The organism is Shewanella baltica, from assembly GCF_900456975.1.
Lineage (GTDB): Bacteria > Pseudomonadota > Gammaproteobacteria > Enterobacterales > Shewanellaceae > Shewanella > Shewanella baltica.
In genome coordinates, this window is the sequence record NZ_UGYM01000002.1 from 2,644,848 (window position 1) to 2,665,637 (window position 20,790).

Here is a 20,790-nt window from a genome sequence, read left to right on the forward strand (position 1 = left end):
CCATTCAATCCCCGCAACTTAGACATATGCCAATAGCAAAACAGCGAGAACGCGCTACACTGGCTCAATGAAAAGTGGTGATTTGGAAACTGGTGATTATGGGAAAAAGTTCGACTTCTGAGCCACACACTGCCTTAACCCAATGGCAAAACAGTTTGCCGTTCAAATTTAGCCTTATCCAACTCGTCATTGCCGCTATTTTGATTTGCAGCACAGCTTGGGTGATTCTGAGTATTCAGCGTCAACAAGTGCTTGATCAACAAGCCGTGTTAAACCAAAACTATGGCCAGTTAATCATCGCCAAACTGCAGGAAATGACTTCACAGGTCGAAACCGTTGTCGGCTCCATTTCCAGTATTGCAAAACTTTATCGCTATGATCATGAGCAACTGGTGAAAACCATACCCAGCTTGCTGACGCTCGATAACCAACAGCGCATCATCTCTGGCGGTGGTGTCTGGCCGGAACCCGGCGCGTTTAATCAGCAAAAATTCCGGGATAGCCTATTCTGGGCCCACAATGTAAACGACGAGTTAGTCGCGATTGATAGCTATAACAAGGACACGTTTCCTAGTTATCACACCGAAGAATGGTATCGCCCGACACGCTATTTCCCTGCGGGCAAAATTTTCTGGTCTAAATCTTATTTCGATCCCACCACCCATGAGTCCATGATCACGGCCTCTGGTGCTATGTGGATGGACCATCAGTTTATTGGTGCCGCCACTGTGGATATCAGCTTAGAAAAGCTCAATGCCCTACTACGCAATGCTATGGTCGATGTCAGGGGTTATGTCATTGCCTTAGATCATCAAAATCAAGTACTCGCCTATCCCCATGGCAATCATAATCTTCAGCATCAAGCCAATACCAGCCACACCTTTGTCACTTTTAATCATCTCGTTGACCAGCAGCCAGACTTCAGCCCCATCGAAGCGGCATTACACAATGCGGATAAAGCCTTTATCGAAGAAGCCGTGGCCGAGCGCGTATTTACCCAGGAACAGATGCAGCATTTGACTCGGCTAAGTCATCAAGATGAGCGCGACATGTTAGCCGCCATCGTCAATAACAATGCCTTAAACTATTTCACCACCCCAAAATTACTGACCTCAGTGACCTTAGCCCATGATCCCATTTTGAAAACGGCGTCCCTGGTTTCGGTATTTTTGATGCCAAATACTTATTGGAAAGTGTTAGTTGTCACCCCAATTTCGCCACTGCAAGATACCGCCAAACACTTAGTTGAAAAGGTTGGTATTTATTTAGTGTTCATCCAGCTTTTAGGCTTGATCCTGTTATTCTTGCTCCAACACCGGCTGTTTATTACCCCAATTATTGAAATCGTCCAAGCCTTAAAGCGTAATGATTCCGCATCAATTGAACTTAAAGCCAAAGACAGTCACGACGAAATTGGCTTATTAGCCAAGACATTCCTGTCGCGCACTCAACAACTTGAAGTCGCCATGGCGAGTTTAGATGCCAGTAATCTTGCCCTAGAGCAACAATTGCAGAGTCAGAACCTATTCCAACTTGAATTAAAGCGCCATAAGGAACAACTAAGGGCTTTGCTGAAATTTTCCCAAAACCTTATCTATGTCAAAGATCTGCACGGTAAATATATTCTGGTGAATGACAAGTATTGTGAAATTTTAGGCATAGAACGCAGACGCATTATTGGCGCCTCGGATTTTGAGGTATTTCCCAGCCAATTTGCCCACGAGTATCAACAGAACGATCGGCGCGTACTGCACAATAACGAAGCCATTAATTTTGAAGAGGCCATCCCCTCGCCACTGGGGAATCTTATTTATATCGTGACCAAATTTAAGATAAAAGATGATGACGATACTGTGATTGCGGTCGGCGCTATCGCCTTTGATATCACGTTGAAAAAGATTAAAGAGCAAGAACAGGATAAATTACTCTTAGGGCAAGTCGAGACGCTCAATCATCTACAAGAGCAAGTTCGCCTTATCAATCAACATAATAATGAGCTTTACCAAGAGCAAGAAGCATTAACTAAAATGCTTGAGAAGCATCATCAACTCAATCTCAGCCGTGAACAAAGCCAACAGCTAATGCAAAACTTCTTAGCTGAAATGATGACGCAGATCATGCATGAGCAAGATCAGCTACTCGCTAAAGTTTGCCAACTGCAGCAAACGGACGAGGCAAATTACAGAACTCAGATCACCGAAATCATGGTAACTCAGGCAGAGAAATTGCGGCATATTGCCCAGCTGCTAACCAATCATCAAAACGATATTCGTCCATTACATCTGGCGCAATTTATGCGCCATCTCTTAGGTTTGTTAAAAGTGCAATTAGCGAAAGCAAACGTAGAGATAGTGCTCGATTGCGAGGAAAACATCATCATCGATGGCCCTGCTTGGCAATATCTGCAACTCTTCTATCGCTTAATTACTAACACTTTGAATCATGCTTTTAAGACTCACAACGAACAGCGTGAAATCACCATCGCCATCGACAAATCGAACGACGTGCTGCAGATCAGTATTATCGATAATGGAATTGGTATGACGGAGGCGCAGCTCACGCAATTGCGACAGGAACTGGAGCAAGAACTCTGCCTCGGAACCTTAACCTGTATCAATCTGTGGCTCAAAAACGATCTTAATGGCAGCCTGACCATAAGCAGCCTGTTAAACCAAGGCACACACATACAATGTCATTGGCCGCTTAGTACAAGCTTAGCGTCGCAATAAAGAAGTCGGCTTACTGATCAAGCCATGCTTTTGCTTGGGTTTGCTCATCGGCAGCAAATACCTTTACAGGGCACGGCAGCATGCAGGCAAGCGCATTGACCATAGCGCTTGTTTGAGCTTGGTTAGCAATCATCACCACTCTTGAGAAATCACTTAAGTGAAATAAGCCGAGTACTGCATCGTCCCACAGGGCAGCGACGGATATGCCTTCAAATTCAGGGGAAAACTCGTACCAGAGGCGAATACTGGCGTGATCTTGCAGCTTAGCTTCAATGGCGGGAACTAGATAGCCTTCAACATCCTCATGGTTAACACGACCAGATGCGACGACTGCTAATATGTCATGGGCATGGCCCGAAGAGATCGTTAGCATTGAACACTCCTTATCAATACATGAAGAAAATTGTTAAAGCTCACACACTAAAGATACACAGACAATGAAATAAATGCAGGAAAAGAGTGGTTTATTTTACGCTCAGCCGATTTAGTCCTCACCACTCAAGTTTTAAAATCACTCGAGCTAAGTGTCAGCCAGCAGCATAAAATCGCTGAACAAAGTGGCAATACAAGACTGAAAAGTGATGAAAAGTAGAATAACTCGAAGGGTAACGGATAGCAGATATAGCCTCACACCAAATGTTTTAAGCTTAACGATAACTCGCGCAGCGACTTAAGACTAGATTCAAGGTGAGGAAACACATGGCACTTAAGCGTGGCAATCAAGCGGCAAAAACATCACGGTTAAAATAGGCCGTTAACACTAACTGTTACAACGAGCTGAAATTACGCCCTAATTTTAATGCCAGCACGCTTGCCACTCAAGATTAGAGCGCCCTTCTGACTAGGCGCTGACTTGCTGTTTAGCGATTTCTTGATCGAACAAATTCTTAATTAAACCGGAAAACTCGGTAATAAATAACGTCTGCGCGGGCGTGGCTTTATGATTGGCAACCGAAGCTAAAATCTCTTCTAAATCATATACTATCGCATCCACTTCGCGGATAATCATGTTGCGCTGCGTGAAAGACAATGACGGATTTTGACCACACACCATAATGATCTGCGCCGACAATTGCTCTTCAAATAATTCCATCACAGTATCGTCTGAAATCACCTCAGAATTTGGTGTTTCAAATAAGCCAAGATGTTCAGTTAAATACTGGACCAAATGCATGTAACCATCTTTATCTGTGACCATTTTTTACCCTTTAAACTCATTAACTTAATATCTACTGTGGTGCTATTAATACCACAATCGGAAATATCAAAGAAGCCGAAAGTTCGGCTTCTCATCGAGATCCAGCATACGCCACTTATTCAACTCTAGCCTATCTTCGATAACCGACGTATTGATCTACACCAATCTTATTGAAGTTACTGAGTTAAGGTTAGTACAAATGACACAGGAACAGCTTGGCTAATACTCGATAAACCCGCAATTTCACGTAATTTATCAATCCCAGCGACAAGATCAAACTCATTAGCATTCACAATTATCGGCTGAAAACTGTTCACTAACAGCTTGTTATCAGAAACTTTAGTGATAATAACCGAAAAAGTCTTAGTTTGCGATTTACCATGCAATGCAATTTTACCATCGATATCAACAACTTTAGTCTCGCCAACGCCAAGATCTTTTAGCATCTTAATGTCAACTTGAGACGACAATTTGAGCTCAGGATATAAAGACACTTCGAACAATAAGTTCTGCATCCGCTCATCACGGACATCAATACCTGTGGCGACGCCAATTAACGGAATGGTTAATTCGAATTGACCATCCTCTTTTAGCGTACCTTTGAGTTGTTTAAAGTGATGGACTTCACCAATGTCACCTTTCTTTACCGAAATAAAACTGACTCGCGAATCTTGATCCATCACTTGCCATTGCGCGGCGCAGCTAAAACTGGCCATAGCCGATAAGGCGACAATTCCCATCCATTTTTTCATCGTATCAGTCCTCAAAAAGTGAGTTTAAAAGCCATGCAGTAAAGCAAATCGACATCTGCAGCAGGCGAAAATCCTGCCCCGTTAAACGTGACCCACATCACCTAACTTAAGCTAAAGATACTCTTTTTATCCATTAGCGACCAGTAAACTATGCTTCATACTCTAACTAGCCATTTATCTAAGCTATTGGCAAACGCCTGTTTATCCGCTTGGGAAAACGAATCCGGCCCGCCGGTGTGCACGCCAGAGCCCCGTAAATCTTCCATAAAATCGCGCATCGTCAGCTTTTGTTTTATGTTATCGACGGTATAAAGCTCGCCGCGGGGATTGAGTGCCAAGGCGCCCTTTTCGATGATTAAAGCCGCTAAGGGAATGTCCGCGGTGATCACTAAATGCGTCGGCTCGACATGGTCGACAATGTATTGATCCGCCACATCAAAACCCGCGCCAACGCGAATTTGGCTGATATAGGGCGATGGCGGTACACGGATCATTTGATTGGCCACCAGCACCAGCGGCAAAGCTTTACGCTCCGCCGCGCGGAACAGGATTTCTTTAATGGGATTAGGGCATGCGTCCGCATCAACCCAAATTTTATAATCACTCAATGTCTTTTAACTCTGTTGGTGTTAGGTTCACAGGCTTAGTTTTAGGCAATACTATGCAGAACTATGCGCGTATTATGGCGCTAAACGATCGATTTCCCACTCAGCATCATGGCGAGTATAAATAAAACGATCATGCAGCCTGTGTTCTCCACCCTGCCAAAATTCGATACTCGAAGGTCTGACTAAGTAACCGCCCCAAAAACTGGGTAAAGGCACATCGCCCTTGGCGAACTTAGCCTTCATTTCGAAGAATTTACCTTCAAGTACTTGTCTCGCGCTGAGTTTACTCGACTGCTGCGACACCCAAGCGGCAATTTGACTGTCCTTAGGACGGGTCATAAAGTATTTAAGCACTTCGGCGGTAGACAGCGCCTGCGCTTCTCCGAGCACAGACACTTGGCGCTCTAGAGGATGCCAAGGGAAATGCAAACTGACTTTATTATTGGCGGCTATCTGCTGGGCTTTGCGGCTGCCTAAGTTGGTAAAAAACACGAAGCCAGTGTCATCAAAACGCTTAAGTAACACTATCCGTTGAAAAGGTTGGCCGTGTTCATCCACAGTCGCCACACACATGGCGGTTGGATCGCTAAGTTCCGCATCCCTCGCCTGCGTCATCCACAATTCAAACAAGTCCATCGGGTTTTGCGGTAAGTCGGCACGTCTTAAGCCGCCTTTAGCATACTCGCGGCGGATATCACTCAGATCTGTCATGGGTTTTCCTTAAGCAAATGCCAAAAAATTACATGAATTCAGGGATCAGCACTTCAGCATCAAGCTGCTGATAGTGACTAAAACTAATGTCATAACCTTGCTCGGTCGTTAATGAGCCACGCCCTAAGCATAAATGGGCAGGAAATCCCTGCGTTGAGTCATAGGTATTAAAGCCGATAGTGTCCCAGCTGACGGGAGAAAACAGCGCTAATAGCCGCCCCAAGAGATCTTGCGGATACTGGGCTAAATCAAGATTCGTTTCAAAGCTCACATAGGAACTGGCGCAGGCATTCTCGCTTTGAGGCGTGATATGCAAGGTGGCATAATATTTGCCCCAGAGGCCATTCATCGAAAAACCTGAGGGGTCAAATAAATGGGCGTCAATCTCAAATTCGGGGAGTAAATCGTTAAGTTCGAGTGCGGCGCAAATTTCATCTTTGCTTTGCGAGCCACCATTAAGATAGTCGGCCAATTCACCACGAATGTGGTACATCAGCAGCTCACAGGTTTGATCATCCTTTGGTGCTCGATAATCGCTGTCAGAGCAGAAAAAATAATGATGGTGACTGTCTAAATGCCCCACTCTCATTGCCTTACCCGCGATACGCTGACGCAACTTGCCAACATCATCGGCAAAACTGCTGGCTTGTAGGTGGGCTTGGTATTCGTTTTTACGCTGATAACTCACCAGCGCCATCGCAGATACGCCAAGCGCATCGATAAAATAACAGGCGGCGTCCACTAAAGTGCTATTGCCGCAGGTGAGCATGACAAATCTGTCGTGCCACACGAATAAGCTGGATTCGCTCAACAGGTAGGCATCGCAATCAGCATTACTTATCTGCGACAAAATCTCGGCATGGGCACAATTGACTAAGGCTGACCAAAAGCTCACATCGAGTTCGCGTAAATTCAGCGCAGACGCCGCCGCGATGATCTCAAGTTTCTTTTCTGAGCCTTCAAAAAACATCAAATCCTTAACCCCATTAAACGCTATGCGCCCTTGCTGTTGACATCCTTTATACCAATTTGGCTCCCACGGACGATAAATAAATATCGTCCAGAAAGCAAAAATCAGCCTAAGTTACCTTAGGCTGATTTATTTTAACACACTAAATCTTAAGAAAAATATCTTAAGAAAAATCTTCCAAGTAAGTGTAGCCTTTCAGGCCGACTTGCAATTCTTCTAGAATTTGTGCGCGTTCATCTTCGGCAATATGCAGATTCACTAACTCTTCGTAAGTGCGCATAAAGGCCACTGCATCTAAGTTAACGTAACGCAATACGTCAGCGACAGTATCACCCGCTAATACCGATTCAATGTTCGTCACACCGTTATCTTCGATGCGAACAACTGCAGAGTTAGTATCACCAAACAGGTTATGCATATCACCCAAGATTTCTTGGTATGCGCCCACAAGGAAGAAACCAATCAGGTACGGGCTATCCGCACTCCAGGCTGGTACTGGCAATGTGGTTTCAATCCCTTGACCATCAACGTATTGATCGACAATACCGTCAGAGTCACAGGTAATATCGAGCATGACGGCACGGCGCTCAGGGGCTTTATCTAAACCCGATAACGGCAATACTGGGAACACTTGGTCAATACCCCAAGCATCGGGTAATGACTGGAATAATGAGAAGTTAACAAAGAACTTATCAGCTAACTTTTCATTGAGTTCATCAATGATAGGTCTGTGATAACGGTTCTTCGCACTCAATAGTCCTTGCACTTCATGGCAAACACGTAGGTTAGCTTGTTCAGCCCACGCACGTTCTGCCAAGCTCAATTGACCTAAAGCAAATAGCGAATGCGCTTCTTGTAAGTCACTTTGGCTATCGTGATAAATCTCAATCAAAGCACGTTGATCGGCGCGACCACTAAGCTCAGACCATGAATGCCACATGTTATGCAATAACTGTGGTGACTCTTCCGCAGGCGGTTGAATATCTTCAGGCTGATAAGCTTCAGTACCGATAACATCGGTGATAAGCACAGCATGGTGCGCGGTTAAGTAACGGCCAGACTCTGAAATAATACGTGGCATAGGCTGCTCGTATTCATTACAGATGTCGGTCAATACATTAACGATATTGTTGGCGTATTCGGTCAGGCCGTAGTTCATCGAGTTATTACTTTGGCTACGTGTGCCATCGTAATCCACCGCTAAACCACCACCGACGTCGAAGCAGTTAACGCTTGCGCCTAATGCACGTAATTCACAATAGAAACGACCCGCTTCACTCACACCTTGGCGAATATCACGAATGTTAGCGATTTGCGAACCTAAGTGAAAATGCAGCAATTGCAGCGAATCCAGCATATCGTTTTGCTTAAGTTGTTCAACAACCAGCAAAATTTGCGCAGCAGATAGACCGAACTTAGACTTCTCGCCGCCGCTCGCCTGCCATTTGCCTTTGCCTTGGAACGCTAAACGCGCACGCAGACCTAAACGCGGTGTTACACCAAGACGTTTAGATTCCGCTAACACCATTTTCAATTCAGACAGTTTTTCTAAAACGATGTAAACCTTGTGGCCTAACTTTTCACCAATCAATGCTAAACGGATATATTCATTATCTTTATAACCATTACATACAATGACTGAACTGGCTTTTTGCGCCATGGCTAACACAGCCATCAGCTCAGGCTTACTGCCTGCTTCTAAACCCAGTTGTGGTACTTCTTTTGATGCCTGACTCGCCAGGATCTCTTCCACCACAGTTTGCTGTTGGTTTACTTTAATGGGGTAAACCAGCAAATAGTCCGCCTGATACTCGTATTTCTGTATCGCTTGGTCGAATGCTTGGCACAAACTGTTCACTCTGTGGTGCAGGATCTGCGGAAAACGAACTAGTACAGGTAAAGCGACGCCCGCTTTAACCATGTCTTTGGCTAGCTCATTTAAGCCAATCTTGTAATCAGGATTTTTTGGATCCGGTGACACTGTCACCTCACCGTGATCGCTGATCCCATAAAAACCTTGGCTCCAGTGAGTAACATTGTACCCAGCACGAGCATCATCAATAGACCAATCATTCATTATTATTTAGCCCGTCTATTAAAAAATGGGTTAAACGGTTATGACTAAATAGCACAACCGCCCGTTCGACAAACCCAGGCAAAGGGACACCTTACCTGACATACACGAAGGTGGATTTACCTTCTACTTAATGCCGCAACGTCACGCTAGTGTAAGTGACATTGCCGCGATTTTCATTAATAGCGCAAGAGACAACTCATCTTAGCGCACTACATCGTATCATATTGACGGCAAAGCTGATTCCCTTACCCCAGTAAAGCTATCTTTACTTGCCCCACTTGTATCTATCTTGAGGCTAAAGGGCGTTAATACCGCCAAAAAGCCGAATGAAGTCCTGAGTCGCATCCTTAAAACATCAAGCTAATAAGCAGCTTAAAGACGTTCGAAAGAAGTTAAGACCTTCAGAAACCGATAACACAAGTAGAAAACGAAAACCGATAACACCGAACTAGCGAAAACGCCAAACCAGCTTATCTCTAGGCAAGATTATTTTAACAGGGGACTATTGGCTTCTTCGCGGCCAGAATTGATGCGGATCAACGTGAGATGCTTAAGGCCAGTATCATCGTATGGCACGACAATCGAGCGTTGGCATTGTGACACTTTTAGGCAAAGTGCAAAAAATGGATGCTTGTGCATTAGCTAATAAAAACCCTCTTAACCCCATGTAATTCGATATGTTGTCAATTACACGGTTAATGACTGCTGAACCATAAAACCTTTACTACTCACGTAATATTTGTAATGTCTCTAACGAGCGAAGTCGTTGGACGGCGCAATTAAACCGCGCAATGTCACAGAATGCAAGCAAGAATCTCATTTAATATTTTGCATTAAAATATAATAAACACCCGCTTAACAATCACTCACCTTGCATTAGGATTAAGCTTAATGATATCAGCCAGTTAGCGCATTAACGCCGTACTCGTCTGTTCAATATTTTTTAATAGCCTTTGTAACTTTTTTGACATTTATCCCTATAAATACCCCTGAATTTTGTGTGTCACTTTCGCCCCGTCCATGTGCTGCCATTGACTAAAGCCGAGCGCTCAATATCACAGTGCAAAATTCAGCATCAATAAGCCGTAAACCGAGGCGCAAATGCCGCCTCAAACTTAGACCCAATCCTAGATACAATCCTACTTACCAACATGGGTTCAGTCCTAGTCATATTGCTAGCCGCATTTCTAGTCACAGCTCTAGCCACAATCCGAGGTAAAAGCGGCGATGATTAATGGCTAAGTCGCCACTAAGATAAAACCCAAAGACAATAATGCTGCAGTTTCAGCACCGAAGTGTATAATCGCAGCCGAATCACATTTAATTATGCACAGAGAGATCCATGGTACAGATAGGTAAAACCTGCAAACTTGAGGTTGTAAAACAAGTCAGCTTTGGCGTGTATTTAAACGCCCACGAATTAGGGCAAGTACTGCTGCCAAACAAAGTCACCCCCAAAGACTGCCAAGTCGGTGATCTACTTGACGTGTTTCTGTATCTAGATTCTGAAGATATCGTGATTGCCACCACGCGCCGTCCATTGGCACAGGTAGGCGAATTTGCCTATTTAAAAGCCGTTGCAACCGGTCCTTATGGCGCCTTTTTAGACTGGGGCTTAGATAAAGACTTATTACTGCCCTTCGGTGAGCAACATAAGCCTATCGAAGAAGGTCGCTCTTATCTGGTTTATGTACACGCTAACCGCGCCGATGAACGCATCATGGCCTCTTCAAAAATCGATAAGTTCCTCGATAAGACAGAGCCAGAGTACACAGTGGGTGAGCAGGTCGATTTATATATCGGCGGCACCACAGATTTAGGCTACAAAGCCATTATTAATCATGCCCATTGGGGCGTGATTTACGAAAACGAAGTGTTCCAAAAACTGCGTTTCGGCCAAAGACTCAAAGGTTTCATCAAACAAGTGCGCCGCGATGGCAAAATCGATCTTGTGCTGCAACAAGGCAGTAAACAAGAGTTAGATAAGCACGCCCACATTATCCTGATCAAACTCAAACAGGCTGGCGGCTTCTTAGCCCTAACCGATAAAACCGATGCTGAAATCATTTACGATCAGCTTGGTATGAGCAAAAAGGCCTTCAAAAAAGCCATAGGTGGTTTATTTAAGAATGGGCAACTGAGCATAGATAATGATGGTCTGCGTTTAACTGAAACCGCAGAATAATCAACTCTATTCAGGACTTAGCGTTAAAGTTGTACAGTTTACCGCCACTAAGGCAGAGTTTGACTGACAACTCCTAGGATATTAAGCATGGCTCTGTTATAAACAAAGCCATGCTTTTTTCTTTGGAGCTTATATGGAACTCACGTTACACGAAGCCAGAGTCATCGGATGCCTGCTTGAGAAAGAAATCACCACCCCTGAGCAATATCCACTCTCGCTAAACTCTTTGACCTTAGCCTGCAATCAAAAAACCAGCCGCGAGCCGGTACTCGAACTCAGCGAAACCCAAGTGCAAATCGCCGTTGATTCCCTTAATCGGAAACGTTTGATCAGCGAACAGTCGGGATTCGGCAGCCGCGTCGTTAAATACAAGCACAGATTCTGCAATACCGAATTCAGCGAACTTCAACTGTCCCCCGCCGCACTCGCCATCGTCTGTTTGTTGCTATTACGTGGCCCACAAACGCCGGGAGAATTGCGCACCCGCAGTAACCGCCTACACGAGTTTAAAGACGTGATCGAAGTGGAAGATTGCATCCGTCAATTGATGAACCGCGAAAAGCCTTTCTTAAAACAGTTGCCCAGAGAAGCCGGTCGCCGTGAATCCCGTTATGTGGAACTATTCTCTGCCGCCTCATCGCAACTCGAAACTGCGCAGCCCGAAAGTGCGAGCCATACCGTCGCCCATGTCGCTGTGTCTTTGGATGCTGAGCCGCTTGAATTAACCAAAAGAGTGACCGAGCTTGAGCAACAAGTGGCTGAACTGACGCAAAAGCTTGATGAGTTAATTGCCTCATTAAGCTAATCGTCTTTTTAAGCTAATCAAAGCGTTGTTTAACTCGCTTTTAATGCTGGAACCTAGTCTGTATGTTATAGCAGGATGCTTTGAGCATATGTTTGAGGGCATCAATAGGATGCCGAAAACCGATTGAATACAGTGCCATTTTGGCAAAATGGCACTTATGGACTAATTCACTGTCTACCCAAGGGTGAGAAACTTAACTGCCCCAGAATCATAGCGCCAAGAATAATAGAGACAGCACATGACCAATAATCCACCCAGCAGTTTCAACAACATGCTTATCATCGCCATGTTTGAACTGCGCAAATTTTTATTTAATACCCGAGGGATCATCGCCTTGGTCGCCTTTGGTTTAGTGTGGGGCGTACTCCTGCTTTATCCCATCCAAAGCGCATCGGCGATGTTATTACAGCCAAATGTGAAAGATGTCATCGACAGCTTATTTGGTGCCAATACCCTCAATGTGCTCTTTGAGTGGCCCGTGGCCGAAATGGCGGTGTTTTGGTGCTTTGCGCTGTACTTATTTCCTATGTTCAGCATTTTGATCGCCGCCGATCAGTTCTCCTCCGATAAAACCCGTGGCACGCTGCGTTTTTTAACCATACGCACTAGCCGTGACAGCTTATTGTTCGGGCGTTTTCTCGGCCAAATCCTGATCCAAGGCTTGCTGATCCTATTAACGATTATCGCCACTGTCGCCCTCGCGCTCAGCCGTGACAGCCAGCTCTTTTTGCCGGCGTTAAGCTCTGGCGCCTTAGTTGGCCTTAACCTCATCATAGTGATCTTGCCCTATACGGCAGTGATGACCTTATTGTCCCTGTATGCGCGCACGGCACGCCAAGCTATGGTGTTTGCGACCATTTTATGGACAGTGATTTCCATCGCCATCATGGTGTTAGGCAGCCAATCTAGCGTATTGGCACAGCTGCAATGGGTATTACCCGGAGCCCAGCTGTCGGACATGCTCAATACAAATGGACTCAACAGCTTAGCTTATGCACCAATTCCATTGATCCAAACCGCTGCGGCCCTCTTGCTCGGCAGAATTTATATGCAAAGGAGCTCGCTATGAGTTTGATCCAATGCCAAGGGCTGTCGCAACTTTACGGCAGCAAAAAGGCGCTGAATGATGTTAACTTCAGCCTAGAAGTGGGTGCGCCCATCGCCCTTGTCGGTCCAAACGGCGCGGGTAAAACCACGCTTTTTAGCCTGTTATGCGGCTATTTGTCGCCAAGTGCAGGGACAATAACCCTGCTCGGTGAAGCACCTAATAGCCCTAAACTTTTAGGCAAAATTGCCGCTTTACCTCAGGATGCGGTGCTCGATCCCAATTTGACCATTGTTAGCCAGTTAAGCTTTTTTGCGCGTCTGCAGGGCATGGGCGTAGAACAAGCCAGACAAGAGGCCATTCGCGTATTGACCTTAGTCGATTTGGCGGATGTCGCCGAGCAAAAACCACCAAGCCTCAGCCACGGTATGAGTAAACGCGTATCGATTGCACAGGCGCTGATTGGCTCGCCAGAGTTGGTACTATTGGATGAGCCGACCGCGGGGCTCGATCCTGCCAACGCGAAAAAAGTCCGCGAACTGGTCAAAGCCTTATCGCCCACCACAACTTTTATGATCAGCTCGCATAATCTCGATGAGCTCGAAAAGCTGTGCGATCAGGTGTTGTATTTAGACAAGGGACAATTAAGCCAAGCCGTGTCTATGCATGCATCGACCGACAGTGATTACCTGACGTTAACCATGCAAAGCTGTGACAGTGATTTGCTGCAAGCGGAAGTGACGAAACTGGCGGGCGTGGTGAACGTCAGCTCAAAACAGAGCAAGGTGTTTATTATTAAGCTCGCAACGGATGAAGAAAAAGCACAGAGCAGTGATATTGAAATGCGCCTATTTGCCCTCTTCAACCAACATAAGTGGCAATACAAGATGCTGCTGAAAGGCCGTACCTTGGAAGAAACGCTCTTTTCATAGCCGAGCTTTTAACAGCTGGCTTCTCATCAGCCAGCTGTTAAATAGTGTGACTCATGACTTAAGCGCAACACGCCTTGCGCTTAAGCCTTTTAACTCAGCCTTTAGGCCACTCAATACTGACAAACTGCTGCTCACTTTAGCAACACTCAGCCACCATAAGCATCACAAGTCTGTCAATAAAACACCAATCAACCGCGCTAAGCTAGCTATGACTTTCAATCTTAAGGCGAGCTTGTTATAACTCCCCTTCGATTGAACCTAAGCTGACTTCAGAGGTTTCTATGAACAAAGCACAACTTATCCAACGTATTGCCGCCGAGCTCAATGCATCGCAAGCGAGCACTAAACCTGTGGTTGAGCAGATATTGCAACAGATCCACGTCGCCTTAAGCGAAGGCGAGAAAATTTTCCTGCCGCAATTTGGCACCTTTGAACTCAGATACCATGTCGCAAAAACGGGCCGTAATCCACAAACGGGCGAGGCTATTGAAATCGACGGTTACAATCAGCCCAGCTTTAAAGCCTCAACGGCATTGAAGCAACAGATCAATCGCTGATAGCAACGCTTAGCTTTAATGTGTAGTCACTCATTTGCGAGCATTAATCAGTAGCCTTGATATAAATAAGCCTCAACGTAATGTGAGGCTTATTTTTTGTCTAAAGACATTAGCAGTACCGCTCATTAAGCCGCTCAGCGGCTAAACATTAGTTAGGCACTGCCTATGCATTAGCCTCTGTGCTTTGAAAAAGCGGTGAAGTATCAAGGTAATCGGCGGCATTTTCAGCACTGGGATCATCAAGAAAAGGCACACAGCCGAGGAAAGGCGCTGACATCATAGCTTTAAGACTCGCCAAGTTTTCCTCAAACATACTCATATTAGGGTCGACACAGTTAGCGACCCAACCAGCAATCTTAAGTCCATCGGCCAGTATTGCCTCTTGAGTGAGCAGTGCGTGATTTAAGCAACCGAGCTTCATGCCCACCACGAGTATCACTGGCAGTTCTAATCTCTGTACCACTTCCGATAAATATCGGCCCTCGCCTAAGGGCAAACGCCAGCCACCCGCGCCCTCAATCAGACAAAAATCCGCTTGAGCAAATGCCGCTAAATCCAAACTTTCGATAATGGCTTCAGGTGCTAAGCTCACGCCCACTTGGGCGGCAGCAATATGCGGCGCAATCGCAGGTTCAAAGGTAAAAGGATTAATGACAGGATAAGTAAGTTTCAGCGACGATGAAGTCATCAACTGCAGTGCATCGGCATTACGCAAGCCTTCGGAGGTTTGTGCGCAGCCAGAGGCAATGGGCTTAACACCTAAGGTCGACAGCGTGTTAGACGCTAAAATACTCACAGCCGAGTCAGCACTGGCTATCGCGCCCAAACGGTTCACCGCGGTTAACAGCGCCGATGAGACTAAGGTTTTACCACTGTCGGTATCTGTACCTGTTACAAAAAACATATTAGATCCTTATCTGTCGCTATTGAGTGCACTTTTGTGAAGTGCACTCTCCATAAAGCTAAAACGCAAACCTGTAGACCTTTAAATCCACAAGTCCACAAATCAAAGTCCCTATCGCTAATCAATGCTAAGTATGTGTGCATGAATATTGTTGTCGCTAAAACATAGTGTGAAACTTTTACATCCCGCGCCGAGCACGTATCTGCACTATCTGGTAGGTTAACGGCAAACCTTGGGGTACACGTAAGGATTCGGCTTTGGCCTGCATTGCCTGCCAATCTTGGCGACCACGCAATCGCAGAGCAGGTTCTGAAGCGGCGATTGCGCCAGCAACCTCTCCTGCTGACTGAATCGTTGAACTATCTAAACTGATTGAATTGTCTAAACTGATTGAATTGGCTGAATGGGTTGCACTGGCCGATTGCACCGAGGCACCCACCCCTTTGATGGAATAGAGCAATGCTTTGAGAGTATCAAAATGCACTGTCATAGGAATGAGCTGCACCTCTAAGAACTGCCATGTATCGAGTTTAAATGCCGCTTTTAGCGCCTCTAGCGTCGAAAAGTCATTCACTCTTAAGCCTAATTCGGCCAATTGATTCAAACTCCCCTGCGCCACTAAGCTCAAATGACACTCGCCATTCGACTTGAGCACCCGTGCCATTTCGGCTACCGCGGCGGGAAAATTCGCACACCACTGCAAAGCCAGATTCGAATAAATCACATCGATGCAACCATCGACAAAGGGTAAACACTCGGCATCGGCACAAACGCCGTGATAATCGGGATAAGTTTGTTTTAGTTTGTGTAGCATGCCAAGGGCGATATCCACGGCAAACACAGTTTTCGGTGGATTTTGCATCGAACCATGCTCAGAGTGACAACCTGATTGATGTTCAGAGTGATACGCCGAAAAATCGGTCCCAGGGCCTGCGCCAATATCTAACAGATGACCTTTGGCGGTAAACTCACTGAGTAAACTGGCGGCGCTCAGACGCTGTAACTGATTATGGTCTTGATAACTATGGGCCGCTGCGGAGAATCGTTCAGCAATCTGAGCACCGTGAACATTGGATTCTTTGTCAATTGCTCTTTTTCCGACAGCTAGTTTTTCAATCGCTTGTTTTTCAAAAATTTGCATTACAGCAGATTCGCTCACATTCAACTCGTGAGCTGTTGACTCGCAAGATTTAGGCTTGCTGGATTTAATCGGGCTTGGCATTGCAGTTAACACTCAACCATAAAAACTTAAAATTCAATAGAATAACGCGTTCTATAGCGTACATTTATCTGTGATTATCCGCAGCTTGTCGTTCAGTCACAAGCGGCACAACGACGCGACTGAGCACTTGAGCTAATTGCGCAACACACGCCGCAATATCTTCGGCGGCGTGAGCAGCCGTTAAGGTAATACGTAAACGCGCAGAGCCTACAGGCACGGTCGGCGGGCGAATTGCGCCAACCCAAATCCCTGCTGCCCTTAACTCCTCGGCTACTTGCAATGTTTGCCGCGCATCCCCAATGATCAGCGGCTGAATCGCGGTATCTGAACCTAAAAGGGGCACATTAGCCTCACGGCATAACTGTTTGAATAGCGCAATATTCTCAAGCAGTTTTTGCTGTAACTCGGGATGTGCTGTGCTGTACTGAGTCGCGGCTAAGGCTAGCGCCGCATTGGCGGGCGATAAAGCAGTCGAGTAAATATATGCGCGGGCGTTACTGACCAAAAAATCGATCAGCGCCTGACTCCCCAACACGGCCGCGCCTTGGCAACCTAAGGCTTTACCAAAGGTCACCACTTGCACATCGATAAGCTTGGCGGCCTCTGCATTGTGATAACCATCGAGCACCGCAAAACCATGGGCATCATCGACAACCAACCAAGCATGATGTTGGCGACAAAGCGCCGATAACTCAGCAATCGGTGCGCAGTCTCCGTCCATGCTAAACACGCTTTCAGTGATTAACGCCGATGTTTGATTTCGAGCGAGTAACCGCTCAGCGCTTTCTAAGGAATTGTGTAAAAAGCGCTTCAGCTGCGCGCCACTATCTTGCAAACCATCGATAATGGAGGCGTGCACTAGCTTATCGGCAACCACAATATCGTGTTGATCAAACAGGGTTTTCATCAGCGCCGTATTAGCACTAAAGCCCGAGCAAAATAACAATGCAGCTTCATGTCCCGTTAAGTCGCAAAGCTCACGCTCCAGCGCCAAATGTGCGTCACTGTAACCTGTCACTAAGGGCGATGCGCCGCTACCCACACCGTAGGTTTGCGCGCCAAGGTGCAAGGCATCAGCGAGCTCAGGTACGCGGGATAAACCTAAATAATCATTACTGCTGAAATTGACATAGGCGCGACCTTCGAACACAAAGCGTGGGCTCGAAGTCGATGCGTTGGTATTAAGGGGACGATCGACACTCAGCACTTTACGTTGTCGCAGTAATCCTTGCTCACGCAAAGCGTGCTGACGGGCGGCAATTTTAGTCTCAAGCAGAGAACTCATCGATGTAGCCTCAAGCATGACTGACTCAAATATGACTGACTCAAATATGACTGTTTCAACAATGGTTTCAACAATAGTTGCCCCATGAGTGTTCGATTTAAGACGGTTGCCTTAGAAATGGAGCACATTGAATCAACCTATCGGCCGCAGTCAAAAGAGACTACGACCAACAGGATTGACATGTTATTCAACGATGTGCGTCAGATGACATGAACTCAGTATTCTTACAAAGCACCCGCGTCATAGAATTGTGCCGATGACTTATCTTGATAGGCCGCCGCTTTGGCTAATACTGCACTTTCTTCTTCCAGTTTTGCCGCTGCGCCCTGCTCTGGACGTAAACCTAAACGTCGGAATAGCCCCATATCATCGCTTTCTTCTGGGTTTGGCGTGGTCAGCAATTTGCAACCGTAGAAAATCGAGTTCGCGCCAGCAAAGAAACACATGGCCTGCAGTTCATCACTCATATTTTCGCGGCCCGCCGATAAACGCACGCGCGAAAGTGGCATTAAAATACGTGCCACGGCAATAGTACGCACAAACTCGAGTGGATCGAGATCGTCAAGTTTCTCAAATGGCGTACCCGCCACTTTGACTAACATGTTGATAGGCACAGAATCAGGATGCTGTGGTAAATTGGCCAGCTGTTGCAGTAAGCCTGCACGATCCGTCGCCTTTTCACCCATGCCGACAATCCCGCCAGAGCAGACTTTCATGCCTGAGGCGCGCACATTTGTCAGTGTATCTAAACGATTTTGATAGGTACGAGTGGTGATCACATCGCCGTAGTATTCAGGCGAGGTATCTAAATTATGGTTGTAATAATCTAAGCCTGCGCCGGCTAAATCGTTCGCTTGATCTTCAGAAAGCATGCCGAGCGTCATACAGGTTTCCATGCCTAACGCTTTGACTTCTTGTACCATTTGCTTAAGGTACGGCATGTCTTTTTCTTTTGGGTTACGCCAAGCGGCGCCCATACAGAAACGAGAAGCCCCCGCGGCTTTAGCGCTGCGAGCTTCGGTCAGCACAGTTTCCATTGCCAGCAAACGCTCTTTTTCCAGACCTGTGTCATAACGGGCGCTCTGCGGGCAGTATTTACAATCCTCAGGGCAAGCACCGGTTTTAATCGATAACAAGCGGCTAATTTGCACTTCATTGGGATCGTACACTTCACGGTGAATGCTGTGGGCTTTAAATAACAAATCATTCATCGGCAGCGCAAATAAGGCTTCGATTTCTTCCCGCTTCCAATCATGACGAACTTGCAACTGCGACATTGAACACCCTTTTTATTCTGTCTTTTATCTTGGCTAGGATAACCTCAGCCCTTAAACTGTCAACGCCAACCAGTGAATCCAGTTTACTAATGGCTATTTTACCACCAACTTAGTGAGCATTTATGCGCAATTTACTCGATTTTGATTTTGATAGCGCCCATATTTGGCATCCTTACACCTCAATGACCCGTTCTCTTCCTGTTTTTGGTGTACATAGTGCGAAGGGCTGCGAGCTCGAACTCGTCGATGGCCGCAAGCTGGTCGATGGCACTAGCTCATGGTGGGCCTGTGTGCACGGTTATGCGCATCCCGAGATATTAACCGCGATGGAAAAACAACTGCATCAGCTGAGCCATGTGATGTTTGGCGGCATCACCCATGAACCCGCCATTGAACTGTGCAAAAAACTTATCGCTATGACCTGCGAGCCGCTGACGAAAGTCTTTTTATGCGACTCTGGCTCTATCTCAGTCGAAGTGGCGATCAAAATGGCGTTGCAATATTGGCAAGGTCAAAGTTTGCAAGGTAAGAGTTGGCAAGGTCAGAACTCACAAGAGCAAGGCGCACATGAAGAACGGCCGCAAAAACAACGTATTCTTACCGTTAAGAAGGGTTACCACGGCGATACCTTTGCCGCTATGAGCGTGTGCGATCCCGAAGGTGGCATGCACACTATGTTTGGCGATGCGCTTACGAAACAATCCTTTGTGCCCGCGCCACAAACCGCCTTTGGCGAAACCTTACAAACCGATGATTTAACCGCTATGCGCAGCTTTTTAAGTGCAAATCACCATGATATTGCCGCTGTGATCATAGAGCCGATCATGCAAGGTGCTGGCGGGATGCGTTTTTACAGCGCGGATTATTTAGCGGGTATTCGCGCCCTGTGCGATGAATTTGATGTGTTGTTGATTTTAGATGAAATCGCCACTGGCTTTGGCCGTACAGGTAAGCTATTTGCCTATGAACACGCCAATATCACTCCAGATATCTTATGTTTAGGTAAAGCGCTCACGGGTGGTTATATCAGCCTAGCGGCAACGCTGTGTACCGATAAAGTCGCCCAAGGAATAAGCCAATCTCCCGCTGGCGTGTTTATGCATGGGCCGACCTTTATGGGTAACCCGCTGGCCTGCGCAGCGGCGTGTGCGAGCTTAGACTTAATCAATCGCAATGAATGGCAAACGCAAGTCGCCGCTATCGAGCAGCAAATGCGCTTAGAACTTAAGGATGCGATTGATTTACCGAGCGTAAAAGACGTGCGAGTGCTCGGCGCTGTCGGGGTGTTAGAGATGCATGATCCCGTCAATACCGCAGAGCTACAGCAACAATTTGTTGATTTAGGGGTGTGGGTTCGCCCCTTCGCTAACCTTATCTATATCATGCCGCCCTATGTGATTAGCCCGGCGCAATTAAGCAAACTCACCAGTGCGATGAAGCAAATTGCGGCAGGCATTAGTGCAACATCCGCCAGTGCCGAGCCACAACTTATCAGCCACGGCTAACCGTGGCTGATAAGCTTGTGGGTAAAGC

The 20,790-nt window shown here is 46.4% G+C and carries 19 protein-coding genes; 7 read left to right on the plus strand and 12 right to left on the minus strand.

Annotated features, from left to right (window positions below; translation table 11 throughout):
* Positions 1–98 precede the first annotated feature (98 nt).
* A complete protein-coding gene (locus tag DYH48_RS11895) occupies positions 99–2,729 on the plus strand; it encodes a PAS domain-containing protein (RefSeq protein WP_115336129.1) in 2,631 nt (876 codons plus the stop codon).
* Between the two features lie 10 nt (positions 2,730–2,739).
* Here the strand turns inward: DYH48_RS11895 and DYH48_RS11900 are convergent, their stop codons facing one another.
* The 8 genes from DYH48_RS11900 to DYH48_RS11935 form a co-directional block, all read right to left on the minus strand.
* Complete coding sequence (locus tag DYH48_RS11900; protein ID WP_006086327.1) at positions 2,740–3,102, minus strand: SpoIIAA family protein; 363 nt, start codon at positions 3,100–3,102, stop codon at positions 2,740–2,742.
* A gap of 468 nt (positions 3,103–3,570) precedes the next feature.
* Complete coding sequence (locus DYH48_RS11905) at positions 3,571–3,927, minus strand: DUF3802 family protein (RefSeq protein ID WP_006081279.1); 357 nt, start codon at positions 3,925–3,927, stop codon at positions 3,571–3,573.
* Positions 3,928–4,103: 176 nt separating this feature from the next.
* Positions 4,104–4,679, minus strand: a complete 576-nt coding sequence (locus DYH48_RS11910; RefSeq protein ID WP_115334882.1) for a YceI family protein — start codon at positions 4,677–4,679, stop codon at positions 4,104–4,106.
* Between the two features lie 155 nt (positions 4,680–4,834).
* The gene (locus DYH48_RS11915; RefSeq protein WP_006081277.1) at positions 4,835–5,287 is read right to left on the minus strand and encodes a YaiI/YqxD family protein; all 453 of its coding nucleotides are present in this window, start codon (positions 5,285–5,287) and stop codon (positions 4,835–4,837) included.
* Between the two features lie 72 nt (positions 5,288–5,359).
* Entirely contained in the window at positions 5,360–5,998 is a 639-nt protein-coding gene (gene pdxH / locus DYH48_RS11920; RefSeq protein ID WP_006081276.1) for a pyridoxamine 5'-phosphate oxidase, read from the minus strand.
* 28 nt (positions 5,999–6,026) lie between these two features.
* Positions 6,027–6,968 (minus strand): adenosylmethionine decarboxylase, encoded by a 942-nt coding sequence (locus DYH48_RS11925; RefSeq protein WP_115334883.1) that lies wholly within the window; start codon positions 6,966–6,968, stop codon positions 6,027–6,029.
* A 163-nt stretch (positions 6,969–7,131) separates the two neighbouring features.
* The gene (gene speA / locus DYH48_RS11930) at positions 7,132–9,045 is read right to left on the minus strand and encodes a biosynthetic arginine decarboxylase (protein ID WP_006081274.1); all 1,914 of its coding nucleotides are present in this window, start codon (positions 9,043–9,045) and stop codon (positions 7,132–7,134) included.
* A gap of 486 nt (positions 9,046–9,531) precedes the next feature.
* Positions 9,532–9,684, minus strand: coding sequence for a hypothetical protein (locus tag DYH48_RS11935; protein ID WP_011846564.1), 153 nt, complete (start codon positions 9,682–9,684; stop codon positions 9,532–9,534).
* Between the two features lie 703 nt (positions 9,685–10,387).
* Here DYH48_RS11935 and DYH48_RS11940 point away from each other — a divergent pair.
* The 5 genes from DYH48_RS11940 (at position 10,388) to DYH48_RS11960 (ending at position 14,569) form a co-directional block, all read left to right on the plus strand.
* Entirely contained in the window at positions 10,388–11,230 is an 843-nt protein-coding gene (locus DYH48_RS11940; RefSeq protein WP_006086322.1) for a CvfB family protein, read from the plus strand.
* 133 nt (positions 11,231–11,363) lie between these two features.
* A complete protein-coding gene (locus tag DYH48_RS11945; RefSeq protein WP_006086321.1) occupies positions 11,364–12,035 on the plus strand; it encodes a YceH family protein in 672 nt (223 codons plus the stop codon).
* Between the two features lie 238 nt (positions 12,036–12,273).
* Positions 12,274–13,104 carry an ABC transporter permease subunit gene (locus DYH48_RS11950; protein WP_011846562.1) on the plus strand — a complete coding sequence of 277 codons (831 nt, stop codon included), beginning with the start codon at positions 12,274–12,276 and terminating at the stop codon, positions 13,102–13,104.
* Positions 13,101–14,012 (plus strand): ABC transporter ATP-binding protein, encoded by a 912-nt coding sequence (locus DYH48_RS11955; protein ID WP_115334884.1) that lies wholly within the window; start codon positions 13,101–13,103, stop codon positions 14,010–14,012. Before DYH48_RS11950 ends, DYH48_RS11955 begins: the two co-directional genes overlap by 4 nt.
* 281 nt (positions 14,013–14,293) lie before the next feature.
* The gene (locus DYH48_RS11960; RefSeq protein WP_006086318.1) at positions 14,294–14,569 is read left to right on the plus strand and encodes an HU family DNA-binding protein; all 276 of its coding nucleotides are present in this window, start codon (positions 14,294–14,296) and stop codon (positions 14,567–14,569) included.
* 163 nt (positions 14,570–14,732) lie between these two features.
* Here the strand turns inward: DYH48_RS11960 and bioD are convergent, their stop codons facing one another.
* The 4 genes from bioD to bioB form a co-directional block, all read right to left on the minus strand.
* Entirely contained in the window at positions 14,733–15,473 is a 741-nt protein-coding gene (bioD, locus tag DYH48_RS11965; RefSeq protein ID WP_107404757.1) for a dethiobiotin synthase, read from the minus strand.
* A 178-nt stretch (positions 15,474–15,651) separates the two neighbouring features.
* Complete coding sequence (locus tag DYH48_RS11970) at positions 15,652–16,695, minus strand: methyltransferase domain-containing protein (protein ID WP_115334885.1); 1,044 nt, start codon at positions 16,693–16,695, stop codon at positions 15,652–15,654.
* 64 nt (positions 16,696–16,759) lie between these two features.
* Entirely contained in the window at positions 16,760–17,980 is a 1,221-nt protein-coding gene (locus DYH48_RS11975) for an aminotransferase class I/II-fold pyridoxal phosphate-dependent enzyme (protein ID WP_115334886.1), read from the minus strand.
* A gap of 224 nt (positions 17,981–18,204) precedes the next feature.
* The gene (gene bioB / locus DYH48_RS11980; RefSeq protein ID WP_107404760.1) at positions 18,205–19,257 is read right to left on the minus strand and encodes a biotin synthase BioB; all 1,053 of its coding nucleotides are present in this window, start codon (positions 19,255–19,257) and stop codon (positions 18,205–18,207) included.
* Between the two features lie 122 nt (positions 19,258–19,379).
* On the opposite strand from bioB, the gene bioA reads away from it, so the two are divergent.
* Positions 19,380–20,762 (plus strand): adenosylmethionine--8-amino-7-oxononanoate transaminase, encoded by a 1,383-nt coding sequence (gene bioA / locus DYH48_RS11985; protein WP_063883563.1) that lies wholly within the window; start codon positions 19,380–19,382, stop codon positions 20,760–20,762.
* The last annotated feature ends 28 nt before the right edge of the window (positions 20,763–20,790 follow it).

Excerpts from the sequence above, each read along its gene's own strand:
- DYH48_RS11895 (WP_115336129.1), top strand. The coding sequence starts at position 99 with ATGGGAAAAAGTTCGACTTCTGAGCCACACACTGCCTTAACCCAATGG.
- DYH48_RS11900 (WP_006086327.1), bottom strand. The coding sequence starts at position 3,102 with ATGCTAACGATCTCTTCGGGCCATGCCCATGACATATTAGCAGTCGTC.
- DYH48_RS11905 (WP_006081279.1), bottom strand. The coding sequence starts at position 3,927 with ATGGTCACAGATAAAGATGGTTACATGCATTTGGTCCAGTATTTAACT.
- DYH48_RS11910 (WP_115334882.1), bottom strand. The coding sequence starts at position 4,679 with ATGAAAAAATGGATGGGAATTGTCGCCTTATCGGCTATGGCCAGTTTT.
- pdxH (WP_006081276.1), bottom strand. The coding sequence starts at position 5,998 with ATGACAGATCTGAGTGATATCCGCCGCGAGTATGCTAAAGGCGGCTTA.
- DYH48_RS11925 (WP_115334883.1), bottom strand. The coding sequence starts at position 6,968 with ATGTTTTTTGAAGGCTCAGAAAAGAAACTTGAGATCATCGCGGCGGCG.
- speA (WP_006081274.1), bottom strand. The coding sequence starts at position 9,045 with ATGAATGATTGGTCTATTGATGATGCTCGTGCTGGGTACAATGTTACT.
- DYH48_RS11935 (WP_011846564.1), bottom strand. The coding sequence starts at position 9,684 with ATGCACAAGCATCCATTTTTTGCACTTTGCCTAAAAGTGTCACAATGC.
- DYH48_RS11940 (WP_006086322.1), top strand. The coding sequence starts at position 10,388 with ATGGTACAGATAGGTAAAACCTGCAAACTTGAGGTTGTAAAACAAGTC.
- DYH48_RS11945 (WP_006086321.1), top strand. The coding sequence starts at position 11,364 with ATGGAACTCACGTTACACGAAGCCAGAGTCATCGGATGCCTGCTTGAG.
- DYH48_RS11950 (WP_011846562.1), top strand. The coding sequence starts at position 12,274 with ATGACCAATAATCCACCCAGCAGTTTCAACAACATGCTTATCATCGCC.
- DYH48_RS11955 (WP_115334884.1), top strand. The coding sequence starts at position 13,101 with ATGAGTTTGATCCAATGCCAAGGGCTGTCGCAACTTTACGGCAGCAAA.
- DYH48_RS11960 (WP_006086318.1), top strand. The coding sequence starts at position 14,294 with ATGAACAAAGCACAACTTATCCAACGTATTGCCGCCGAGCTCAATGCA.
- bioD (WP_107404757.1), bottom strand. The coding sequence starts at position 15,473 with ATGTTTTTTGTAACAGGTACAGATACCGACAGTGGTAAAACCTTAGTC.
- DYH48_RS11970 (WP_115334885.1), bottom strand. The coding sequence starts at position 16,695 with ATGCCAAGCCCGATTAAATCCAGCAAGCCTAAATCTTGCGAGTCAACA.
- DYH48_RS11975 (WP_115334886.1), bottom strand. The coding sequence starts at position 17,980 with ATGAGTTCTCTGCTTGAGACTAAAATTGCCGCCCGTCAGCACGCTTTG.
- bioB (WP_107404760.1), bottom strand. The coding sequence starts at position 19,257 with ATGTCGCAGTTGCAAGTTCGTCATGATTGGAAGCGGGAAGAAATCGAA.
- bioA (WP_063883563.1), top strand. The coding sequence starts at position 19,380 with ATGCGCAATTTACTCGATTTTGATTTTGATAGCGCCCATATTTGGCAT.